A 19731-nucleotide genomic window follows, 5' to 3' on the forward strand; every position below is an offset into this window, starting at 1 on the left:
TACGCTGGGCCCGGTGAGTGAGAGCGCCGGCCTTGTGCGCCGGGTCGTCGCGTTTGCGGGACTCCCATTTCTGTCGCTGCTCACGCCTTTTCTCTTCCTCCCATTGCTCGCGCGCATTGCGGGAGCGGATTCCTGGCTCGCGATCGCCGTCGGCCAGTCGGCGGGGGCGTTCGCGGCCCTCGTGATCTCGCTCGGCTACAACACGGTCGGGCCCACCCTCGTCGCCCGAGCCGCCCCCGCCGACCGTCCCGAGGTGTTGCGGGAGAGCCTTCCGGGGCGGCTCGCGCTCGCCGCTCCCGCCGCGGCGCTCGCGATGACGGTCGCCGCTCTCGTCGCCCCCCAGGGGCATGGGCTCGAAGCGGCGCTCATGGCGCTGGCTCTGGCGCTCAGCGGCCTGTCGGCGACCTGGTTCATGGTCGGGCTCGGGCGCGTTTCGCACATCCTCGGCTACGACTTCGCGCCTCGCATCGTCGCGACCGCCGCCGCATCCGGTCTACTCGTCGCCACCGGAGTCGTGCTCTGGTACCCGCTGCTGCTGATCGCGGCCGCGATCGTCGGCACGCTCGCCTACCTCCTGCGCACGGTCGGCCGGGCGAACCTGCGCCCGCAGCGTGGCGACACAAGTCGGATGCTGCGTGCCAACGCCTCGGCGATGGCCATCGAGCTCGCAGGCGGGGCGTACAACTCGCTCGCCGTCACGTTCGTCGGCGCAGCTGCGGCGGTCGGGCAGGCGGCCGCCTACGTCTCGGGCGACAAGTTGTATCGCATGAGCCAGTACGCGGCATCCGCCCTCGGCAACGCGACGCAAGGCTGGGTCGTCGACGACGGCGGAACCCGGTTCGCGGCCCGGGCGCGGCGGGCGCTGCTCTCCCACGGCATCCTCGGTGTGCTCGCCTTCACCGCCTTCGCGACTCTCGGGCCGTGGCTAACCGGACTGCTGTTCGGGGCGGAGGTCGCGATCGACCAGTTGACGGCGCTCGGCTTCGGAGCGGCGTCGTTCGGCATCGCGATGGGCACCGGCCTCGGGCGCGTCGTGCTCGTCGGTCTCGGTGCGCGGCGCGACTTCCTGATCTGCGTGCTGCTGGGGGCAGCCGCGGGCGTTCCCGCCATCCTCGTGCTGGCAAGCCTCTACGGTGCGGCCGGCGGCGCGTGGGGGCTCGCGATCGGCGAGCTGGTGTCGGTGACGGCGCAGTCCATCGCGGTGCTGCGCCGCTGGCGCCGCCGCGCCGCCGTCAGCGACTGAGGTTCGTCAGCGCCTCGGCCCGGTCGGCGTCCGTGTAGTCGCCGATTCCGATGCGTCCGGCGTCGGCCAGAAGCACCAGCGACCCGAGCGTGAGGTCGGGCGCCCACACCGGGTCGGGTTTGCGCTCCGGATCGAGAGCGCCGGGGTCGTCGGCATGCAGTGCCAGGGCCGCGCTCACCAGCCGGTGGGTGTGCTGCTCGATCTGGGCCTGACGTGCCGACTCAAGGCCGAGGATGACGACCTGGTACGCGGAGAGGGCGAGCAGGGCCGCGATGGCCGCCGGGATGCCGCGGCGTGGGTACCGCGCGAGGAGTCGCGTGAGGGCGTACGCGAGCAGCGGCAGCACGAGCACGACGACGAAGTACACGTACCGCCCCGCCCGACCGGACCCGACCGACATCGAGGCGCGGCTGTACGCGGTCAGGAGCGCGAACACGACCGCGGCTCCAGCGAGGACGAGCGGCACGGCGGCGGCGACGCGCAGGTCACGGCGTCGCAGCGTCGGCACGAGCCAGATCAGCACGGCGATCACGACGAGCACGCCGGGCACGATGAGTGGGAACACCGCCCCGAACCCGAGCACGACGAGGACCCCGAGGAACAACGGCATCTCGACGAACAGTTTCTGCACGCCGAACCCGCCGGTGTCGGGCCCGGTGCCGACCGCGAACAGTGCGTACCAGGTCAGGTAGATGGCGCCGGGCACCACCGCGGCGACGAGCGCCCGCTTCCAGCCCTGCGACCACCAGACGACGGCGGAGGTCGCGACCACCAGTGGGATCGACGTGCCCGACCACATCAGGCTGAACACCGACACCCCGACGGCGGCGAGGAAGCGAGGCGTGGAACGGGAGGGGTCCCAGGCCAGCAGGAACGCCAGCATCCCGAACGCGATCGCGCCGACGTACCCGATCTGGAAGCCCCAGAGGATGTTCTCGCCCCCGCTGCCGAGCACGATCAACACCGCGACGGCCGCTGTCGCGATCGGCGGAGCCACCGCGGCCCGCAGGCAGACCCGCCACACCAGGTGTGCTACGGCGAGGTGCAGCAGCGTGATCGTGAGCGCCCACGGCCAGTAGGAGTTGATTCCGAACAGCGCGACGTAGGCGTCGTAGATGAGGGTCGGCATGAGCGACCAGTGTCCGACGTGCGGGTCCCACGGTCCCGGGCCATCGGGCAGCAGGAAGCGGAACTCGTCGAAGAAGAACCACTGGTCGCGCTGCAGCCAGAGAATGATCGCCAGCCCCGCGACGAGGGAGGCCGCGTGCCACGCGACCGGAGAGGTGAGGAGGCGGAGCAGCCTAGATGGTGCCGTCGGCAACGGCGTTCTCGATCCAGGGGATGACCTCGTCGAGCATGTCTTCGAGCCGGGTGGTCGCCTCGAAGCCGAGCACGTCGCGGGCCTTCGCGACATCCGGTACTCGCTTCTGCACGTCGTGCTCGAAGCCTTCGTCGCTCACGAACCGGAACGGCACATCCGGGCCCTTGATCTTGTGCCAGATGATCTCGGCGAGTTCCAGCACGGTGTGGCCGGTCGCGGTCGACAGGTTGAAGTCGGTGTTGCGCGCTTCCGGGTGCTCGAGCGACATCACGATGCCGCGGGCGAGGTCGCCGCCGTAGGTGTAGTGCCGCACCTGGTCACCCGCGCCGAGGATGTGCAGCGGGTCTTGCCCCTTGAGGATCTTCTGCACGAGGTCGGGCACGACGTGGCTCATCGCGAGCTTCACGTTGCCCGAGTCGATCTCGACGTCGCCGACCGCGCGGGATTCGCCGATGCCCACGCAGTTGAACGGGCGCAGGATCGTGTACGGCACCTGGTATTGGTCCCAGGCCGCACGGGCGAAGTACTCGACCGCGAGTTTCTGGAAGCCGTACGACGACAGCGGTGGCGGCACGAGGCGCTCGTCGCCCTCCTTGCTCGGCCAGCGGTCGGTCGATTCGAACACCATCGACGACGACATGTAGGTGACCTTCTCAAGGCGCGAGCCGGCCTTCAGGGCCGCGATCGCGGCGTCGCAGCTCGACGCGATGATGCGCTCGTTCTGCGCGAGCAGATCGTAGGCGTAGGTGTGGAAGTACGAGATGCCGCCGATGAGCGCGGCACCGGCGATGAAGTGATCGGCGTCGCCGAGCAGATCGGTCATCAGCGCGACATCCTGCACGTCGGCGACGACCAGACGGTAGTCGGGGTGGTCGTCGTAGCTGCGGGCGACCGGACCGTACTTCGAGTAGTTGTCGACCCCGACGACCGAATACCCCGCCTCGAGCAGCTGCTCGACGATGTACCCGCCGATGAAGCCGGCCGAACCGGTCACGACGACGTTCTTCACTGCGTACTCCAAGTCACTGCGTACTCCTCGGGGCTTTGGTTCTCAATTGTTCGAGTGTGAGGCGCGGGCCGAACGCGAAACGGTACCAGCGCAGGTACTTGGGCAGCGAAGCGCCCAACTGGAAGTTGGACTGACCGAACGTGCGGTCGAGCCAGATCGTCGGGATCTCGGCGACCGGAAGCCGCAGGCGACGAGCCTTCGCGGTGAGCTCGAGCCCGATCTCGAAACCGCTGCGGCTGTCGATGCCGACATCCCGAACGAACTCCCGGCGGTACGCCTTGAACGAGTTGGTGGCATCCCGAGTGCCCGCATTCGCGAACAGGTGCAGGGTGCGTCCCGCCAGGCGGGAGAGGAACGCCTTGAATCGCGGCCCACCGACCTGCTGCCCGCCCGGCATGTACCGCGACGCCGCTGCAACAACGACGCCGCGCTCCACCAGCTTCACCAGTTCGTCGATCTGCCGCGGGTCGTCGCATCCGTCGGCCATCGTCACGACGACCGTGTCGGCCGTCGCGGCGTCGATGCCGTAGCGGATCGCCTGGGCGGGGCCTCGACCGTAGTCGTTCACCGCGAGACGCAGGCGCGGCTCCCGTTTCGCATACTCCCGCACCGGGGCCGCGGTGGTGTCGTCGGGGCTGTCGACGACGACGAGCACCTCGACGTCGAGCGTGACCGCCTCGAACAGCCGGTCGAGTCCTGGCAGGACGTCGTCGCCCTCGTTGTAGGCGGGGATGACGACCGATGCTCGGGGGGCCATCAGACGAGAACCCCGTTGCCGAGGTGGTTCCACACGTCGGCGACGGGCTTGTCGGTGCGCAGGCCGCGGTACTCCTCGTGCGGCGTTGCGAGAATGAGGATGTCGGCCTTCTCAAGCACCAACTCGAGCGGCAGCAGGGTGTCGTCGGTCTCCTCGGTCACGTGCGGGTCGGTCGCGATCACGGCCTTCGCCTTGAACTTGAGCACGCGGCGCAGTTTGTACGACAGGCTCGAACGGATGTCATCCGAGCCGGCTTTGAATGCCATCCCGAGGATGCCGACGGTGAGGTTGGCGAGGTCGAAGCGCTTCTCGAGACGGCTGACCAGATAGAGCGGCAGACCTTCGTTGACGAGCATCGCCGAGTGGCCGAGGGTGAACGAGTTGTCGCTGAACGCCGCGAGCTGCATGGTGTCCTTGAACAGGCACGGGCCGGCCGCGAATCCGGGGCCGGGCAGGTCGCGCGCCCGCGGGTAGTCCTGGGTGAGGGCACCGCGGATGCGTTCGAAGTCGAGGCCGCGCTCGTTGGCCATCATGTAGAACTGGTTCGCCGCGGCGAACTTGATGTACCGCCAGGTGTTGGTGAAGAGTTTCGCGAGTTCGGCCTCTTCGGGCTCGAGGTGCACGATCTTGTCGGTCAGCATCCGGAACAGCTCTTCGGCCCGCGCGCGGCCCTCGACACTGCGGCTCGACACGATCTGCGGAAGGGTGAACAGCTCCTCCATCGCCCGGTGTTCGGCGATGCGCTCCGGGCAGAAGGCGACGGGCACGTCGACGCCGAGGTCGGCGATCATCCGCTCGACGAGGGCAGTGACACCCGGGTAAAGGGTGCTGCGCAGCACCAGTAGTTGCCCGTCGCGGAAGTAGCCGCTGCACGCGCCCAGGGCACGCGGGATCGCCGACGGGTCGGGGTTGAGGTGTTCGTCCACCGGGGTTCCGATGACGACGATGACGGTGCGGGCCGTGGCGACGGTTGCCGGGGCGGTCGACGCCGTCAGCATCCCGGCATCGAGAGCGTTCTGCAGCAGCGGCTGCGCGCCCGGCTCGGAGAACGGCAGTTCGCCGGCGTTGATGGTGTCGACGGCGGCGTTGCTGACGTCGTAGATCACAGTCTTCGAGCCCCGCTCGGCGAGGGCGATGGCCAACGGCAGCCCGACATGCCCGCCGCCGCCGATGACGACGACATCGTGGGTGAATCCGTGCGACATCGCGCTCCTCGCCATCCGCGGCCCGCCCAGCCGAGCTGGCTGGAAGGCCATCCTATTGAGCGTGCGGAAGCGCGTCGGTGTCGGTGAAGGGCAGCGCCCGCGGGGAGAGCGCGGAACGCCAGCTCAACTCCGCCGAGGCCTTCACGCAGCAGATCACGAACAACAGCCACCCGAACTCGACGAGCACCGCACTTTCGGCGACCGAAACGGTGATGAGCGCGACCAGCACGAGCGCGGGCCAGGTGTGCACGACGCTGCGGCGCCGACCGGCCAGTAGCCAGGATCGGGTGAACGCGAGCCCCACGAGCGTGAGGAACACGAAGACGCCGACGGCACCGATCTGCAGCCAGAGGTCGACGACGGCGTTGAGCGCGGAGTCGTGAGGCCGGCCCTCGGTGGGCGTCAGCGCCGAGTAGGGCGGGGTCGTGGGGTTCCAGATGCCCGTCCAGCCCCAGCCTTCGAGCCAGTGCACCGGAACGAAGGCGAGAATGCGTTGCCAAAGCTCGAGCCGGAACTCAAGCTCACCGGTCGCGTTGAAGAGCGCGATGATCGGCGCCCGAAACGCCCAGGCGAGCGTAGCGAACACGGCGAGCGCGGCGAGCACGGCGTACTGGGCGAATTGGCGACGGTCTTCGCGCAGCCGACGGATGCCGTAGAGGGCGGCAGCGGCGAACACGAGCACGACCGTCACCATCCCCACGACAGGCGATTGGGTGAACCCGATCGTGCCGGTGGCGAGGGCGAGCGAGGGGATGGCGACCTGCCGCGTGACCGAGCGCGTGCGCCATTCGATGGCGAAGGTCGCGAGCCCGATCGCCGCGAGCAGACCGAGTTGGTTGCGCGTGCTCACGAGCCCCGAGATCGGGCCGCCGTAGGCGAGTTCACCGTGGATGTTGAGCGCCGCGAGAGGGGCGTCGAGGATGATGCCCGACAGCACCTCCAGAACGAGCGACGCCAGAAGAACCGCGCGCAGCACGTCGCCGAAGCTGCGGATGACCTGGATGGTGTCGCGCGAGAGGCCGATGTAGACGCCGACGAACGTCACGAGCAGCAGGTAGCCGAACGACACGAGCGTGACGCGCTGGTACTCGCTCCAGAGCACCGACAACCCGACCCACCCCAGGTATCCCAGCAACGAGATAGGCAGGATCGCCCAGTGCCAGTCGATCTCGTCGCGCCGTGCGATCAACGAGGCGCCGAGCAACAGCGTGAGCACGATCAACGCCGCAACGTAGCCGGGCCAACCGATGCTCTGCTGCAGCGTGAACGCGATCGCGACGAGCCCTGCTCCCGCTGTGGTCAGCGCCGCGGTGGTGCGCGGCGACCGCATCAGCTCGAGCGTGGCGGCGATCACCGTCGCTCCCACCGGTTGGTCGCGGTGCGGACGCTCACGATCACGAGGATCGCCCAGCCGACCTCGATGAGGAGGCGACTCTCGGCAAGGCTCTGGGCGAGAACGGCGACGAGCAGAGCCATCGGCACGAGGGCGTCGGCGCGGGGGCCGTCGAGGGCGTAGACCCACGTGCGCAGCACCGTCGTGAGGGTGAACAGCCCGACCACGACGAGGCCGAGGATGCCGAGCTGGAGGTAGATGTCGAGCCAGGCGTTGTGCGCTTGAAGGTAGGTGACGCCCTTGATGACGACGAGGTCGTCGAAAGGTTCCACCCACGGGGCCCAGTAGCTGATCCAGCCCCAACCGGCGAAGGGACGTTGCCCGGCCAGGTCGGCGACGGTCGTCCAGATGTCGAGCCGGTTGGTCAGATCGGGACTCTTGCCGAGAAGGTCGAGCAGCGGGCCGCGGAACACACCAGCGGCGACTGCGGCCAGAGCCGTCAGGGTCAGCAACCCGACCGCGCAGGCGACCCGCCGCACCCCGGAGCCGCGGCGGGCGAACCAGACGACGAGGCAGACCACGGCGACAGCGGCCATTGCGGCGAAGACGGTCGACGAACGGGTGAGGGCGAGCACGCCGACAGCCACCAGCATCCAGAGGAGGGAACCGCCGAGGCTGCCGCGACGGGCGACCCGCCGGGCGACCTCGGCGATCAGGGCCAGCAGCGCCGCCATCGCGAGGATGTTGGCGTTGCCGACGATGCCCTGGATGCGGTCGCCCTCGAAGAGCAGCTCGCGCGACCAGTAGAACGCCATCGGGATCTTGTCGAGGCCCGAGTAGTCGACCCAGAGGGGGAGCACCGGAGCCCGCACGAAGGCCGCCACCACGAACTCGAACGCCAGCGAGAGCACCAGAACGACCCGCATTGCCCGGGCGAGCGCATCCACCAGTTCCGCCCAGGTGAAGCACGTCGCGAGGAACACCGCGTAGGCGGTCGTCGCGAGGGTGGTGACGACTCCGACCGCACTCGCCGCCGGGTACGCCGACCACGAGACCGACAGCGCCATCAGCGCGAGCGTCGCAAGCAGCAGGATCGGCAGGCGCCGCACATCCTCGCGGCTGCGCACGAGCTCGATCACGGCGAGGGTCACGAGCACGATGACGATGGCACCCCAGCCCCACCAGGAGAGCAGGTACCGCCACGCGTCGCCGGCGACGAGGGTGAAGAACCCGAGAGTCGCCAGAGTGAGGCGGTACCGGCTCGCGGGCGTCATGCCCTCAGGCTATCTGGGGTGACGAGTCCTCCCCAGGTCGCGGATCGAGGTGGCCGGCGCAGCTGGACGGCTTGGATCGCCGCGGATACCCTTTCCTGTATATATCTGAACCATGACGTATATACGCGGTGATGCCATGACGAAGCGCCTGATCGAAATCGATGACGATCTACTGGAACGCGCCCGGCAGGCACTGGGAACGCGCGGCATCCGCGACACGGTTGTGACAGCGTTGGAGCGCGTCGCCGGCGAGGAGTCCATCGAGGAGCGCGAAGCTCGCATCCACCGGCTCGGCCTGGACTTCATCGACGCGACGAAAGATCTTCGCGATCCCGAGGTCATGCGCGGCGCGTGGCGATAGCGTCGTGCTCCGCTACCTCATCGACACCTCGGCGCTTGCACGGTATCCCCAGAAGCCGGTCTTCGACCTCTTGGGATCGCGTTTCAGCCGCGGACTCGTCGGATTCTGCGTCGTCACGGCGCTCGAGGTCGGCTACTCCTCACGATCGTTGAGCGATCACGCTCGCCAATCGGCGCTCGTCGCGCAAATCGTGCCCGTGCTCATCGGCCCCCGCGCCGAGCGTCGGGCTATCGACGTCCAGCGTGCGCTCGTGAGTGCGGGGACGCATCGCGCCGTCTCACCGGCGGATGTGCTGGTCGCCGCCGTCGCGGAAGTCGAGAGGCTGACGGTGCTGCACTACGACGCGGACTTCGATCTGATCGCGTCGATCACCGGTCAGGCCACGGAGTGGGTCGTGCCGCGCGGGTCCGTCGACTGACCCGCGACCTCAGACGAAGGCGGCCTTGCCGGTGATCGCCCGCCCGACGATGAGGGTGTTCATCTCGCGGGTGCCCTCATACGAGTAGATCGCCTCGGCATCCGCGAAGTGCCGCATGACGTCGTAGTCGAGCACGATGCCGTTGCCGCCCATCGACTCTCGCGCCCACGCGACGGTCTCGCGCATCCGGCTGCAGGCGAACTCCTTGGCGAGAGCCGCGTGCTCGTCTTTCTGCGTGCCCTCGTCGAGCATCGCCGAGACGCGGGTGCAGAGTGCGATCGACGAGGTGATGTTGCCGAGCATTTTGGCGTAGTGCTCCTGGATGAGCTGGTGGCCGTCGATCGTCTTGCCGAACTGCTCCCGTTGCGCGCCGTACTTCACCGCACCCTCGTAGGCGCCGATCGAGTTGCCGACAGCGGCCCAGGCGACCTCCGCGCGGGTGAGGCGCAGTACGGCTGCGGTGTCGCGGAACGAGTTCGCGTTCGCGAGCTTCATCGCCGCAGGCACCCGAACCTTGTCGAGGGTGATGTCGGCGTTCTGCACGATGCGCAGCGCCTGCTTGTTCTCGATCTTGCTGGCGCTCCACCCTTCCGACGAGGTCGGCACGAGGAATCCCTTCACCTGGCCGTCTTCGGCGCTCTTGGCCCAGACGATCGCGTGGGTCGCGATCGTTCCGCTGCCGATCCAGCGCTTCTCGCCCGTGATCACCCAGTCGTCACCGTCGCGTTCGGCAACCGTGCGCAGCCCGCGCGCCGAGTCGGAGCCCGACAGCGGCTCGGTGAGGGCGAAGCAGCCGAGCCACTCCGCGCTGGCGAACTTCGGCAGCCACTCGGCGCGCTGCTCGGGCGATCCGGCAACGCCGACCGCACCCATCACGAGTCCGTTCTGCATGCCCACGAGCGTCGCGACCGAGGTGTCGATGCGCGCGAGTTCCAGCGCTACCCAGCCGCGGAAGACCGCCGAGTTCGCGAACTGTCGGCACTCCTCCCACGGCATCCCGAAGACCCCGAGCTCGGCGAGACCCTTCACGACCGACGACGGCAGCCACTCAGCCCGCGCCCACAGGTCGTTCACGAGAGGCTTGACCTCGGTCTCGAGGTAGTGCCGCAGCTTCGCGAGCACCTCCTTCTCGCGATCCTCGAGACCGTCCGCGAAGCCGTAGAAGTCACTGGTCAGAGGGCTGAAGTCCATGGCGCGAGCCTAGGAGCGCGCACGGTGAGCGCCAACGGCGTTGGTACTTTGGTGCAATCACGCAAGGGATGTGCGCACCGGATGTTCGTGGAGATCACCAATCAGCCGCGCGACTACGCCTGGGGATCGACGACGCTCATCCCCGAGCTGCTCGGCGTCGAACCTGACGGTCGCTCTCAGGCGGAAGTCTGGTTGGGCACGCATCCCGGCTCGCCCTCCCGTCTGGTCGAGCGCGACGGCGACCTGCGCGACGTCGCGGGGGAGTTGCCATTCCTGCTGAAGATCCTCGCGGCGGGCACTCCGCTGTCACTGCAGGTGCACCCGACGACGGCTCAGGCGCAGGAGGGGTTCGCGCGCGAGAACGCCGCCGGCATCCCGCTCGACGCCTCGCATCGCAATTACAAGGATCCACACGCCAAGCCGGAGATGCTTTACGCGCTGAGCGACGAGTTCCGGGCGCTCTCTGGCTTCCGGCACGTCGCCGAGACGCGGGCGGTTCTGGATGCCGGGCATCCGGGGCTCTTCGAGGAGCTGCGATCGGATGCCGACATCCGCCCGCTGGTCGAGTGGCTGGTGTCGGGGCATCCCGACGTGGCCGTGGTCGTCGAGGTCGTCACTGTGGCCGCGCAGGATGCCGAGGGCGACTCCTGGGCGACCGTGCGACTGCTCGCCGAGCACTACCCGGGCGACCCCGGTGTTGCGATCTCACTGCTGCTCAACACCGTCGTGTTACGCCGCGGGGACGCGCTGTACCTGCCGGCCGGAAACATCCACGCGTACCTGTCCGGGCTGGGGGTCGAACTGATGGGACCGTCCGACAACGTGCTGCGCTGCGGCCTGACCCCGAAGCACGTCGACGTTCCCGAACTGTTGCGCGTCGTCGACTTCACGCCGGTCGCCGACCCGCGGCTTTCGGCCGAGGTCCGCGCCGGCACGACCGTGTTCGCCCCGTCTGGTGCGGGATGGGAGCTGCAGGTGCTCGGCGGCGAAGCGTCGGCAGAGGTCGATAGTGCGGCGATCTTGCTCGTTCTCGCGGGTTCGGCAAACGGCCTCGGCCCTGGGCGCGCGGCGTACGTCGCAGGTGAGACAGTCAACGTCGCGGCCGGAGGGCTTGCCGTCGTCGCGACTTCGGTGGTCGAGTCGCGGCGGAGCCGCGTGGCGAGACCGGCCGTCGGCGCCGCACGGGTCTCGACACGCGCCCTACGGGCGCTACTCGACCACCGAGGAGGTGGGTCTCGACACGCGCCCTACGGGCGCTACTCGACCACCGAGGAGGTGGGTCTCGACACGCGCCCTACGGGCGCTACTCGACCACCGAGAGTGTCAACTCGCGACCATCTCGTCGAGCCGGCAGGAGAACGCGCGCCGGTAGGCCGTCGGGGTCGTCTGCAGCACCTTCAGAAAGTGATGCCGCATGACCGCCGCCGTGCCGAAGCCCGCGAGCTGCGCGACCTCCTCGAGCCCGGCATCCGTCTGTTCCAGCGCCTGCTGCGCCCGCAGGATGCGCTGCCGGTTCAACCACGCCGCCGGGGTCGTGCCGAGGTCGGCACGGAACCGCCGGGCGAACGTGCGCGACGACATGAGCGCGCGGCGGGCGAGCTGGTCGATCGTGAGGTCCTGGTCGAGGTGCTGCAGCATCCAATCGGTGACTTCGGCGAACGAGTCGGCGCGGTGCTCGGGGATCGGGGTCGGGATGTATTGCGCCTGGCCGCCATCGCGCTGCGGCGGCACGACCATGCGGCGGGCGACGACGTTGGCGGCGGCGGCGCCGTGCTCGACGCGCACGATGTGGAGGGCGGCGTCGATTCCGGATGCCGTGCCGGCGCTCGTGACGATCGTGCCGTCTTGCACGAACAAGACATCGGGGTCGACCTCGATGCTCGGGTACCGCCGGGCGAGCACGTCGGTGTACATCCAGTGGGTGGTCGCGCGGCGCCCGTCGAGGATGCCGGCCTGCGCGAGCACGAACGCGCCACTGCAGACGCTGAGCACCCAGGCGCCACGCGCGGCGGCGGCGCGGACCACCTCGAGGTAACGCTCGTCGATGGTTTCGGTGCCGATGAGGTGCGCGGGAACCGCGATGAGGTCGGCGTCGGCGGCGACGGAGAGGTCGTTCTCGATCGTCAGCGGGAAGCCGAGGCTGGTCGGCACCGGGCCGGGGTCGGCGGTCGCGACCTGGAAGTCGAAGGCGGGCCCGCCGGTCGCGGAGCGGTCGACACCGAACACTTCGCACACGACGCCGAACTCGAACGGCGCGGTGCCGGGGAGCACGAGGCAGACGACCTTCTTGAGCACGGGAGCCTCCTGGCAGTTTTTTGACGAACTACGGCAATCGTGCCAATCGTGGCGGGAACACGCAAGTCGTAGCGTTTCTGCCATGGTACTTCTCATCCTTCTCTCCCTGCCCGCAGTCGTGGCGATCGTCGCCACCGTGCTCACCGTCGTCCGGGACGGCTACCGTCACATCCCCACCCGACCCGCCTGACCGCGGGATAGATCGACCGGAAGTTGTCGGCAGTCCGTACCATGGTCGGCATGAAGGTGCTCGACGTCGATCTCGCTCGGCTTCGTGCCGTGTGCGAGCGCTACGGGGTCGCGCGACTCGATGTGTTCGGTTCGGCGAGCCGCGGAGACGCGGATGCCGACAGCGACATCGACTTGCTCTACACCCTCATGCCTGGCGCACGCCTCGGGTGGGAGATCGAGGATCTGGCTGATGAGCTTGGGACGATTTTCGGGCGCCCGGTCGACCTGGTTGCCGAGCGCGCTCTGAACTCGCTCATCAAGAATCAGGTGCTCGACGAGGCGCGGCCGCTCTATGCGGCGTGAGCCATCGATCGTATCGGCAGTCGGCGGTAGACTTGGTGCACATCAGGGACCTTGGAAGGGCACGATGACTGACACCGCGCAAAGCAACGTGATTCTGGGCAGCGTCGCGATCTCCGACATCGACCGCAAGATGGCGGAAGTTGAAAAAGGTCAACAACTCGCCGGCCACTTCCCTGATGCCGAGGCTCTCGGACGCGCCCGGCGAATCCTGACGGGTGAGACAACGCCCGCTGAGGCGCGCGCAGAGCTCGACGCCAAGTATTCGAGGGGATGACCCACGACGACACGTACACCTACCCGGGCTCGGGTGGTGCACTGGTCAATCGACTTGGCATCCGCGATCCCCACGTGCTTGATGCCGTACTCAACGACTACGCATCGGCCGGCTGGGCGATCCTTCGCCGTTCGAGACCGCCGGAGCCACCCGGCTTCGACTACCTGCGCGCAATCCACCGAGAGATGTTCGGCCCTCTCCTCGGGTGGGCGGGCGAGATTCGGGTCACCGACGCCGAGGCCACGGGAACCGGGATCGTCTACGCGCGCCCGGACTACATCGCGGAGTCAGTGCGATCGCTTTTCGGCCGACTCGAGCGCGAAGACTTCTTGACCGGACTGGATGCCTCGACGTTCGCTGATCGTCTTGCTGAACGCTGGGGCGAGTTGTCGGCGATCCATCCGTTCAGAGATGGGAACACGAGAAGCCAGAGCGCGTACGTGAGTGCGATCGCGGAACGCGCGGGGCATCCGATCAACTGGACCCTCGTCGATGTCCCGACGCTGCGGAACTTGCGCCTGGTGGCGATCATTGGTCAGCACAAACCGCTCGCGGAGTACCTGCGTGATCGACTCGTGCCGACGAGAGGGGACCCAGCGCACTCTACCCTGGAGTCGTGACCTGGCTTGTGACCGGCGGCGCCGGCTATATCGGCGCGCATGTCGTACGCGAGTTCCTCGCAGCGGACATGCACGTGACCGTCCTCGACGACCTCTCGACCGGGCAACTGAACTTCATCCCGGGAAATGTGTCGTTCACCCGCGGCACGATCCTCGACGGCGCACTGCTCGAGCGCATCTTCGACGAGCACGACGTCACGGGGGTCGTACACGTCGCCGGCTTCAAGTACGCCGGGGTGTCGGTGCAACGGCCGCTGCACACCTACGAGCAGAACGTCGACGGCACCACGGTGCTGCTCGCCGCGATGCAAGACCGCGGGGTCGGCAAGATGGTGTTCTCCTCCAGTGCAGCCGTCTACGGCACCCCCGACGTCGACCTCGTCACCGAAGGCACCCCGAAGGCACCCCAGTCGCCGTACGGCGAGTCGAAGCTCATCGGCGAATGGTTGCTGCGCGACCAGGAGGTGGCCGCCGGGCTGCGGCACACGTCGCTGCGGTACTTCAACGTCGTCGGATCGGGTCACCCCGAGATCCGTGACACCAGCCCGCACAACCTCTTCCCGCTCGTCTTCGAGGCGCTGCTCGAGGGCCGCACGCCGCGCATCAACGGCGACGACTACCCGACCCCCGACGGCACCAATGTGCGCGACTACGTGCACGTCAGCGACATCGCGCGGTCGCATGTCGCGGCGGCGAAACGATTGGATGCCGGGGAGCCGATCGAAGCGGCGTACAACCTGGGCAGCGGCACCGGGGTCTCGGTTGCCGACATCATGGCCGCCGTCGCCCGGGTCACCGGCATCGCGTTCGACCCCGAGATCGGTCCCCGCCGGCCGGGCGACCCGCCGCGGATCGTGGCGAATGGCGACCTCGCGGCTCGCGACCTGGACTGGAAGATGCGATACACCCTCGACGAGATGGTGGCGAGCGCGTGGGCGGCACGCTCCGCCGTCAGCGCTGACTGATCGTCACCTGTGAACTCGCTGGTCCCATCCCGGTGTCGTCGGCGCGTCGCGCCAACCTTCACCCGTAGCTGAGACTTATGATCCGCGACTTGACTTCGGGTGAATGACAGCGCTGTAATTATCACCAAGGCGCCCCGCGGGGAGAGGCGTCATCAACGAAGGGGTAAGTCGGATGACGCGGAACGAGATGGCTCAGGGGAGCTACAAGCCGTCCGTTCCCGACGACTGGTTCGTCGATCCGGTTCGCCTCGGCATCCCGGGGCTTCGCCCGCAGCCGATCGACGACGACAACCCGCTCTCCTGGCAGACCGACGCGCTGTGCGCGCAGACCGACCCCGAGGCGTTCTTCCCCGAGAAGGGCGGCTCGACCCGCGACGCCAAGCGCATCTGCACGACCTGCGAGGTCAAGGCGCAGTGCCTCGACTACGCGCTGCAGAACGACGAGCGGTTCGGCATCTGGGGCGGGCTCTCCGAGCGCGAGCGTCGCAAGCTCCGTCGGTCGCGGTCCGCGTAGGGGTCTCGACACGCGGGGTCTCGAGACGCGGGGTCTCGACACGCGGCCCTGCGGGCCGCTACTCGACCACCGAGGTGGCTGGGGTCAGCGCGTCATCCCCAAGTCTCAGGGGGAGGCGCCTAGCCTCTAGAGGATGCCTGGGGTGAGTGCGATCCTCGTCGCCCGCGATGGCGGCGACACCGCCGAGCGCGCGCTTGCGGCGCAGACGAGGCCGCCCGACGCGGTCGTGGTGGTGTCGGCCGGTTCCTCACTGATGCGCGCGGTCGGTGGGTTGCCGGCCCCGAGAAGCTCCGACGAATGGGTGTGGCTGCTGCCCGCGGACGCCACCCCCGAACCGAATGCCCTGGCCCGCCTGCTCGCCGCTGTCGAGGTCGCACCCTCGGTCGTCATCGCCGGTCCGAAGCTCGTCGACCCCGACGATCGCGCGCTGTTGCGGTCGTTCGGCGAGAGCATCACCAACTACGGCGCCACGATGCCTCTCGCCGAGGACGAACTCGATCAGTCCCAGCACGACGCCGACGACGACGTGCTCGGAGTCGCGCTGCCCGGCATGCTCGTGCGCCGCGCGATGTGGGACCTGCTGGGCGGGCCCGACCCGGGGTTGCCGACAGCCGACGCCGGCCTCGACCTGTCGATTCGCGCCCGCTTGGCCGGAGGTCGGGTCATCCGCGTCGCCGGCGCGCGGGTCGCCGTCGCGCCCGGCGTTCAAGACTTCACCCGGCGTCGGGCTCTGAATCCCGCCGCCTGGCATCGGGCGCGCCGAGCTGCGGCGCTTCACCGGCGGATGGCGTATGCGCCGAGCGCCGCAGTGCCGTTCCATTGGCTTTCGCTGCTTCCGCTGACGGTCGTGCGGTCGCTCGGGCTGTTGCTCGCCAAACGTCCGGCGGCCATCCCCGGTGAGATCGCAGCCGGAGTCGCGGCGGTCTTCGACGGCTCGGTCCCGGCCGCGCGGCGGGTCATCCGGCGCATCCGTCGGGTCGGCTGGTCGTCGCTCGCGTCGCTGCGCCTCCCCCCCGACGTCGTGCGCGAACGCCGGGCGAGTGCACGTGACCGCGATCAGGCGCTCTCCGGCATGCCCGACATCGTTCGGGCGCCCTTCCTTCCCGGGGGCCTCGCGATCACCGTCATCGCGGCGGCGTTCGGGGTCATTCTCGCGGTGCGCCTTCTCGGCTCGACCGCGCTCACCGGCGGCGGTCTGCTGCCGCTCGCCAGCGATCCAGCGTCGCTCTGGGCCGGCCTCGGCTGGGGCGCCCGCGACGGCGTCGGGCTGGAAGGACCCTCCGACCCGTTCCACGCGGTGCTGGCGGTGCTGGGCTCCCTCACCCCGTGGAACCCGTCCCTGGTCCTCGTCGTACTGTGGATCGTCGCCCCCGCTCTCGCGGCGTTCGCCGCCTGGTGGTGCGCAACCCGGCTGAGCACCCGCACCTGGCCTCCTCTCCTGGCGGCGGCCCTGTGGATGCTCGCGCCGTCGTTCCTCTCGGCGTTGAGCGAGGGGCGCGCCGCGGCGGTACTCGCGCACCTCCTGCTGCCGTGGCTGCTCTTCGCGCTGCTCGAAGCCCCACGCTCGTGGAGCGCCGCGGGTGCCGCGAGCCTGCTGCTTGCCGTCATCGCGGCGTGTGCCCCGATCCTCGTCCCGGTGCTGGTCGCCGCCGTGGTGGTGTGGGCGGCCGTGCATCCGCGCGCCCTGATCCGGGTGCTCGCCATCCCGCTGCCGGCGCTGGTGCTCGCGGCGCCGCTCATCGCCGCGCAGATCGCCCGTGGCACTCCACTCGGATTGCTCGCCGACCCGGGAGTCCCGGTGCCGAGCGCGGTGCCGTCGGGGTGGCATCTGCTGCTCGGGTCGCCGACACAGTCGAGCGGCGGCTGGGCGCCTTTCATCGAGTCGCTCGGGCTTCCCGGGTTCGTCGCCACGCCGGCATCCATTGCGTTGCTCGCCCCGCTCGCGGCGGTCGTGTTGCTCGCCCTGTTCCTGCCGGGAGCCAAACGCGCCCTTCCCGCCGTGCTGTTCGCGCTCGGCGGGCTGCTCACGGCCGTCGCGGCCACCCACCTGGCGCCGGCCACCGTCGCTGGAGAGCCGGTGACGATCTGGGCGGGAACCGGCCTCAGCCTCTACTGGGCGGGCCTGATCGGCGCCGTGACCGTCGCGATGGCGGCGCTCGGCCGGGTGGCCGTTGCCGTCGGGGTCGCCGTTCTGGTCTCGGCCGCTCTGGCCGTTGCCCCGTCGATCGTCACCCTCGCCTCCGGCGCGGGTCTTGTCATGGCCGGAGACGGCCGAACACTGCCGGCGATCGTCGCCGCCGAAGCCGGGAGCGACCCCGAACTCGGCACGCTCGTGCTTCGTCCACTCGACGACGGCTCGCTCGCCGCGACCGTCGACCGCGGCGCCGGCACGACCCTCGACGAGACATCGACCTTCGCTGCCACGCGCGGCGCCGTATCCGACGCCCAGCGTGAGGTTGCGGAACTCGCGGGCAACCTGGCGTCGCGGGGCGGGTTCGATCCGGCTCCGGTGCTCGACCGGCTCGGCATCGAGTTCGTCGTTCTGACGCCCGCCCTCGGCAGCGGTGGCGAGGCGGTGCGCGAACGCGCGGCGGAGGCGCTCGACGCCCAGCCCGCCCTCGAAGCCGTCGGCGACACCGGTCGCGGATCGCTGTGGCGCTACCCGGATCACGTTCCGACATCCTTCGAGGTTGGGTCGTCGCCCATCGGTGCACTCGCGTTCGCCGCGCAGGCCGCGGTGGTCGTCTTCGCGCTGCTGCTCGCCCTGCCGACGGGCCGCCGGCGCCGATTCGCCGCCTCCGATCCGCAAGGCCTGGCCGACGACGAGCATGACGCCGGCTTCGAGTCCTCCACATTCGATGACGACGGGTTCGGAGACGACCGTGGCTGAACAACGGGGGCTTCTGATCGGAGCACGCATTGCGAGCGGCACCGTCGGCACCGCCGCGGCCGCCCTGGTGATCGCCGCGGTCGCCTTCCTTCCGTTGCCGACGGTGGGGCCCGCGGCGCGCACGGTCACCGTCGAGCCGGCCCCCGCCGACCAGTTGCGGGTGTGCCCCGGGGCCGCGATGCGGGTCGGTGACGAGGCCGGCGAGAATGCCGACGCCGTCTTCGCGATCGGCGTCGCAGCGACCGCCGGTGCGGCGGGGGGGGGTGCCCTGGAACGGACGCGACTGGCCTCGGCCGACCCGGCGGCGGCATCCGCGGCTGCACCGGAGCTGCTGCGAGCAGCGGCCGCCGACGGCGACCTCGTCGCGGGGGCCCAGAGCCAGGACGTCGACGCCTCCGGCTTCCGCGGGTTCGCCGCGGCGTCCTGCGCCGAGCCGAGCGGGTCCATCTGGCTGGTCGGGGGCGCGATGACCGTCGGCCGATCGACCTTCTTGGTGTTGAGCAACCCGACCGATGTTCCGTCGCGGGTCGGTCTCGAGATCTTCGGGGAGGACGGGCGGGTCGCGGCGCCGGGGACTTCGGGGATCGAGGTTCCGGCGAACGGGCAGCGGATACTCTCCCTCGCCGGGTTCGCGCCGGGGGTGCAGTCGCCGGTCGTGCACGTCGTCGCGCGCGGCGGCCGTGTCGTCGCCACCCTCCAGCAATCGATCGTCCGCGGACTCGACGACGTCGGCGTGGAGACCGTCGGCGGCGGGGCGGACCCCCGCGCGAGTCTCGTCCTGCCCGGCGTGCGGATCGTCGACGCGATCGGCACCAACCGGGCGAGCGCGCTGTCGGACTGGCAGGACGTCGCCCCCGTGATCCGGCTGATCGCGCCCGGTGACGTGGCGGGCCGGGCGACGGTGCGCGTCGTTCCCGAGACCGAAGGATCGATCGGCACGTCGTTCACAGTCAAGCTGGAACCGGGGGTCGCAACCGAGGTGGCGCTCGACAATGGGGTTCCGGAGGGCGCCGGGCAGGAGGGTGCCGCTGAGGAGTCGGATGTCCACGGCCTCGCCGAGGGCGTCTACACGGTGTTCGTCGACGCCGATGTTCCCGTCGTCGCGGGGGTGCGGGTCTCGACCGCCGTCGACTCCGGCGTGGAGCCGGCCCCCGACGCCATCCTCGACGCTCCGGACAGCGACCTCGCCTGGTTCTCGGCGGCGCCGCCACTCGAGGGCGAGACGCTGGTCGTCGTGCCCGACGGGCCGTCGCCGCTCGCGACGATCGTCAACCCGACGACCGACGACGTCGAGGTGGAGGTGGCCCCGCTTGGCGGCGCGGCCCCCACCCTGGTCACGGTCGTCGCGGGGACGGCGTTCTCCGTTCCGCTCGCGTCGGGTGCCTACCGGTTGTCGGGAACGGACGGGCTATCGATCTCCGTGACGTTCGCCGGGGCCGCCGCTCTGGCATCCTTCGTGCTCGCGCCCCCGCGACCGGTGGCGGGCGCGATCGTCGTCCACCCCGACTGACGCCTCACCCCGACGGG

General features: G+C 69.5%; 18 protein-coding genes and 1 pseudogene. 11 read left to right on the forward strand and 8 right to left on the reverse strand.

The window, feature by feature from the left end; all coding sequences use genetic code 11:
- Positions 1-13: 13 nt before the first annotated feature.
- On the forward strand, positions 14-1243 hold the full coding sequence (locus WBL06_RS02160; protein ID WP_424454333.1) for a polysaccharide biosynthesis protein: 1230 nt from the start codon (positions 14-16) through the stop codon (positions 1241-1243).
- Here the strand turns inward: WBL06_RS02160 and WBL06_RS02165 are convergent.
- Genes WBL06_RS02165 through WBL06_RS02190 form a run of 6 tightly spaced genes read right to left on the reverse strand, consistent with a single transcriptional unit; the run spans position 1233 to position 8142 of the window.
- Positions 1233-2564 (reverse strand): hypothetical protein, encoded by a 1332-nt coding sequence (locus WBL06_RS02165; protein ID WP_424454334.1) that lies wholly within the window; start codon positions 2562-2564, stop codon positions 1233-1235. The genes WBL06_RS02160 and WBL06_RS02165 overlap by 11 nt on opposite strands.
- Positions 2545-3573, reverse strand: coding sequence for an NAD-dependent epimerase/dehydratase family protein (locus tag WBL06_RS02170; RefSeq protein ID WP_424454335.1), 1029 nt, complete (start codon positions 3571-3573; stop codon positions 2545-2547). The genes WBL06_RS02165 and WBL06_RS02170 overlap by 20 nt, the downstream gene beginning before the upstream one ends.
- Positions 3574-3586: 13 nt before the next feature.
- Positions 3587-4330 carry a glycosyltransferase family 2 protein gene (locus WBL06_RS02175; protein WP_424454336.1) on the reverse strand — a complete coding sequence of 248 codons (744 nt, stop codon included), beginning with the start codon at positions 4328-4330 and terminating at the stop codon, positions 3587-3589.
- On the reverse strand, positions 4330-5535 hold the full coding sequence (locus WBL06_RS02180) for a nucleotide sugar dehydrogenase (protein WP_424454337.1): 1206 nt from the start codon (positions 5533-5535) through the stop codon (positions 4330-4332). The genes WBL06_RS02175 and WBL06_RS02180 overlap by 1 nt, the downstream gene beginning before the upstream one ends.
- Before the next feature lie 52 nt (positions 5536-5587).
- On the reverse strand, positions 5588-6889 hold the full coding sequence (locus WBL06_RS02185) for a hypothetical protein (protein ID WP_424454338.1): 1302 nt from the start codon (positions 6887-6889) through the stop codon (positions 5588-5590).
- Positions 6886-8142 carry an O-antigen ligase family protein gene (locus tag WBL06_RS02190; protein WP_424454339.1) on the reverse strand — a complete coding sequence of 419 codons (1257 nt, stop codon included), beginning with the start codon at positions 8140-8142 and terminating at the stop codon, positions 6886-6888. The genes WBL06_RS02185 and WBL06_RS02190 overlap by 4 nt, the downstream gene beginning before the upstream one ends.
- Positions 8143-8278: 136 nt before the next feature.
- On the opposite strand from WBL06_RS02190, the gene WBL06_RS02195 reads away from it, so the two are divergent.
- A complete protein-coding gene (locus WBL06_RS02195; protein WP_424454340.1) occupies positions 8279-8503 on the forward strand; it encodes a hypothetical protein in 225 nt (74 codons plus the stop codon).
- Positions 8504-8507: 4 nt separating this feature from the next.
- A complete protein-coding gene (locus WBL06_RS02200; RefSeq protein WP_424454341.1) occupies positions 8508-8921 on the forward strand; it encodes a PIN domain nuclease in 414 nt (137 codons plus the stop codon).
- 9 nt (positions 8922-8930) lie between these two features.
- Here the strand turns inward: WBL06_RS02200 and WBL06_RS02205 are convergent, their stop codons facing one another.
- Positions 8931-10112: an acyl-CoA dehydrogenase family protein gene (locus WBL06_RS02205; protein ID WP_424454342.1), complete on the reverse strand. Its 1182-nt coding sequence runs from the start codon at positions 10110-10112 to the stop codon at positions 8931-8933.
- Between the two features lie 81 nt (positions 10113-10193).
- Between WBL06_RS02205 and manA the strand changes: the two are divergent.
- A pseudogene (gene manA, locus WBL06_RS02210) lies at positions 10194-11096 on the forward strand (mannose-6-phosphate isomerase, class I); the annotation flags it as partial.
- A 339-nt stretch (positions 11097-11435) separates the two neighbouring features.
- Here the strand turns inward: manA and WBL06_RS02215 are convergent.
- On the reverse strand, positions 11436-12407 hold the full coding sequence (locus WBL06_RS02215; RefSeq protein ID WP_424454343.1) for a GlxA family transcriptional regulator: 972 nt from the start codon (positions 12405-12407) through the stop codon (positions 11436-11438).
- 240 nt (positions 12408-12647) lie between these two features.
- Here WBL06_RS02215 and WBL06_RS02220 point away from each other — a divergent pair, with 240 nt between their 5' ends.
- The 7 genes from WBL06_RS02220 (at position 12648) to WBL06_RS02250 (ending at position 19714) form a co-directional block, all read left to right on the forward strand.
- Entirely contained in the window at positions 12648-12941 is a 294-nt protein-coding gene (locus tag WBL06_RS02220) for a nucleotidyltransferase family protein (RefSeq protein WP_424454344.1), read from the forward strand.
- Positions 12942-13005: 64 nt separating this feature from the next.
- Positions 13006-13215 (forward strand): hypothetical protein, encoded by a 210-nt coding sequence (locus WBL06_RS02225; protein WP_424454345.1) that lies wholly within the window; start codon positions 13006-13008, stop codon positions 13213-13215.
- On the forward strand, positions 13212-13835 hold the full coding sequence (locus WBL06_RS02230) for a Fic/DOC family protein (RefSeq protein WP_424454346.1): 624 nt from the start codon (positions 13212-13214) through the stop codon (positions 13833-13835). Before WBL06_RS02225 ends, WBL06_RS02230 begins: the two co-directional genes overlap by 4 nt.
- Positions 13832-14800 carry a UDP-glucose 4-epimerase GalE gene (galE, locus tag WBL06_RS02235; protein WP_424454347.1) on the forward strand — a complete coding sequence of 323 codons (969 nt, stop codon included), beginning with the start codon at positions 13832-13834 and terminating at the stop codon, positions 14798-14800. The genes WBL06_RS02230 and galE overlap by 4 nt, the downstream gene beginning before the upstream one ends.
- A gap of 172 nt (positions 14801-14972) precedes the next feature.
- Positions 14973-15314, forward strand: a complete 342-nt coding sequence (locus tag WBL06_RS02240) for a WhiB family transcriptional regulator (RefSeq protein ID WP_424454348.1) — start codon at positions 14973-14975, stop codon at positions 15312-15314.
- Positions 15315-15456: 142 nt separating this feature from the next.
- Positions 15457-18204, forward strand: coding sequence for a glycosyltransferase (locus WBL06_RS02245; RefSeq protein WP_424454349.1), 2748 nt, complete (start codon positions 15457-15459; stop codon positions 18202-18204).
- Positions 18197-19714 (forward strand): DUF5719 family protein, encoded by a 1518-nt coding sequence (locus WBL06_RS02250; RefSeq protein ID WP_424454350.1) that lies wholly within the window; start codon positions 18197-18199, stop codon positions 19712-19714. Before WBL06_RS02245 ends, WBL06_RS02250 begins: the two co-directional genes overlap by 8 nt.
- Positions 19715-19731 lie beyond the last annotated feature (17 nt).

The organism is Pseudolysinimonas sp. (assembly GCF_049651805.1).
GTDB lineage: Bacteria > Actinomycetota > Actinomycetes > Actinomycetales > Microbacteriaceae > Pseudolysinimonas_A.

Excerpts from the sequence above, each read along its gene's own strand:
- WBL06_RS02175 (WP_424454336.1), bottom strand. The coding sequence starts at position 4,330 with ATGGCCCCCCGAGCATCGGTCGTCATCCCCGCCTACAACGAGGGCGAC.
- WBL06_RS02180 (WP_424454337.1), bottom strand. The coding sequence starts at position 5,535 with ATGTCGCACGGATTCACCCACGATGTCGTCGTCATCGGCGGCGGCGGG.
- WBL06_RS02190 (WP_424454339.1), bottom strand. The coding sequence starts at position 8,142 with ATGACGCCCGCGAGCCGGTACCGCCTCACTCTGGCGACTCTCGGGTTC.
- WBL06_RS02195 (WP_424454340.1), top strand. The coding sequence starts at position 8,279 with ATGACGAAGCGCCTGATCGAAATCGATGACGATCTACTGGAACGCGCC.
- WBL06_RS02205 (WP_424454342.1), bottom strand. The coding sequence starts at position 10,112 with ATGGACTTCAGCCCTCTGACCAGTGACTTCTACGGCTTCGCGGACGGT.
- WBL06_RS02220 (WP_424454344.1), top strand. The coding sequence starts at position 12,648 with ATGAAGGTGCTCGACGTCGATCTCGCTCGGCTTCGTGCCGTGTGCGAG.
- WBL06_RS02225 (WP_424454345.1), top strand. The coding sequence starts at position 13,006 with ATGACTGACACCGCGCAAAGCAACGTGATTCTGGGCAGCGTCGCGATC.
- WBL06_RS02230 (WP_424454346.1), top strand. The coding sequence starts at position 13,212 with ATGACCCACGACGACACGTACACCTACCCGGGCTCGGGTGGTGCACTG.
- WBL06_RS02240 (WP_424454348.1), top strand. The coding sequence starts at position 14,973 with ATGACGCGGAACGAGATGGCTCAGGGGAGCTACAAGCCGTCCGTTCCC.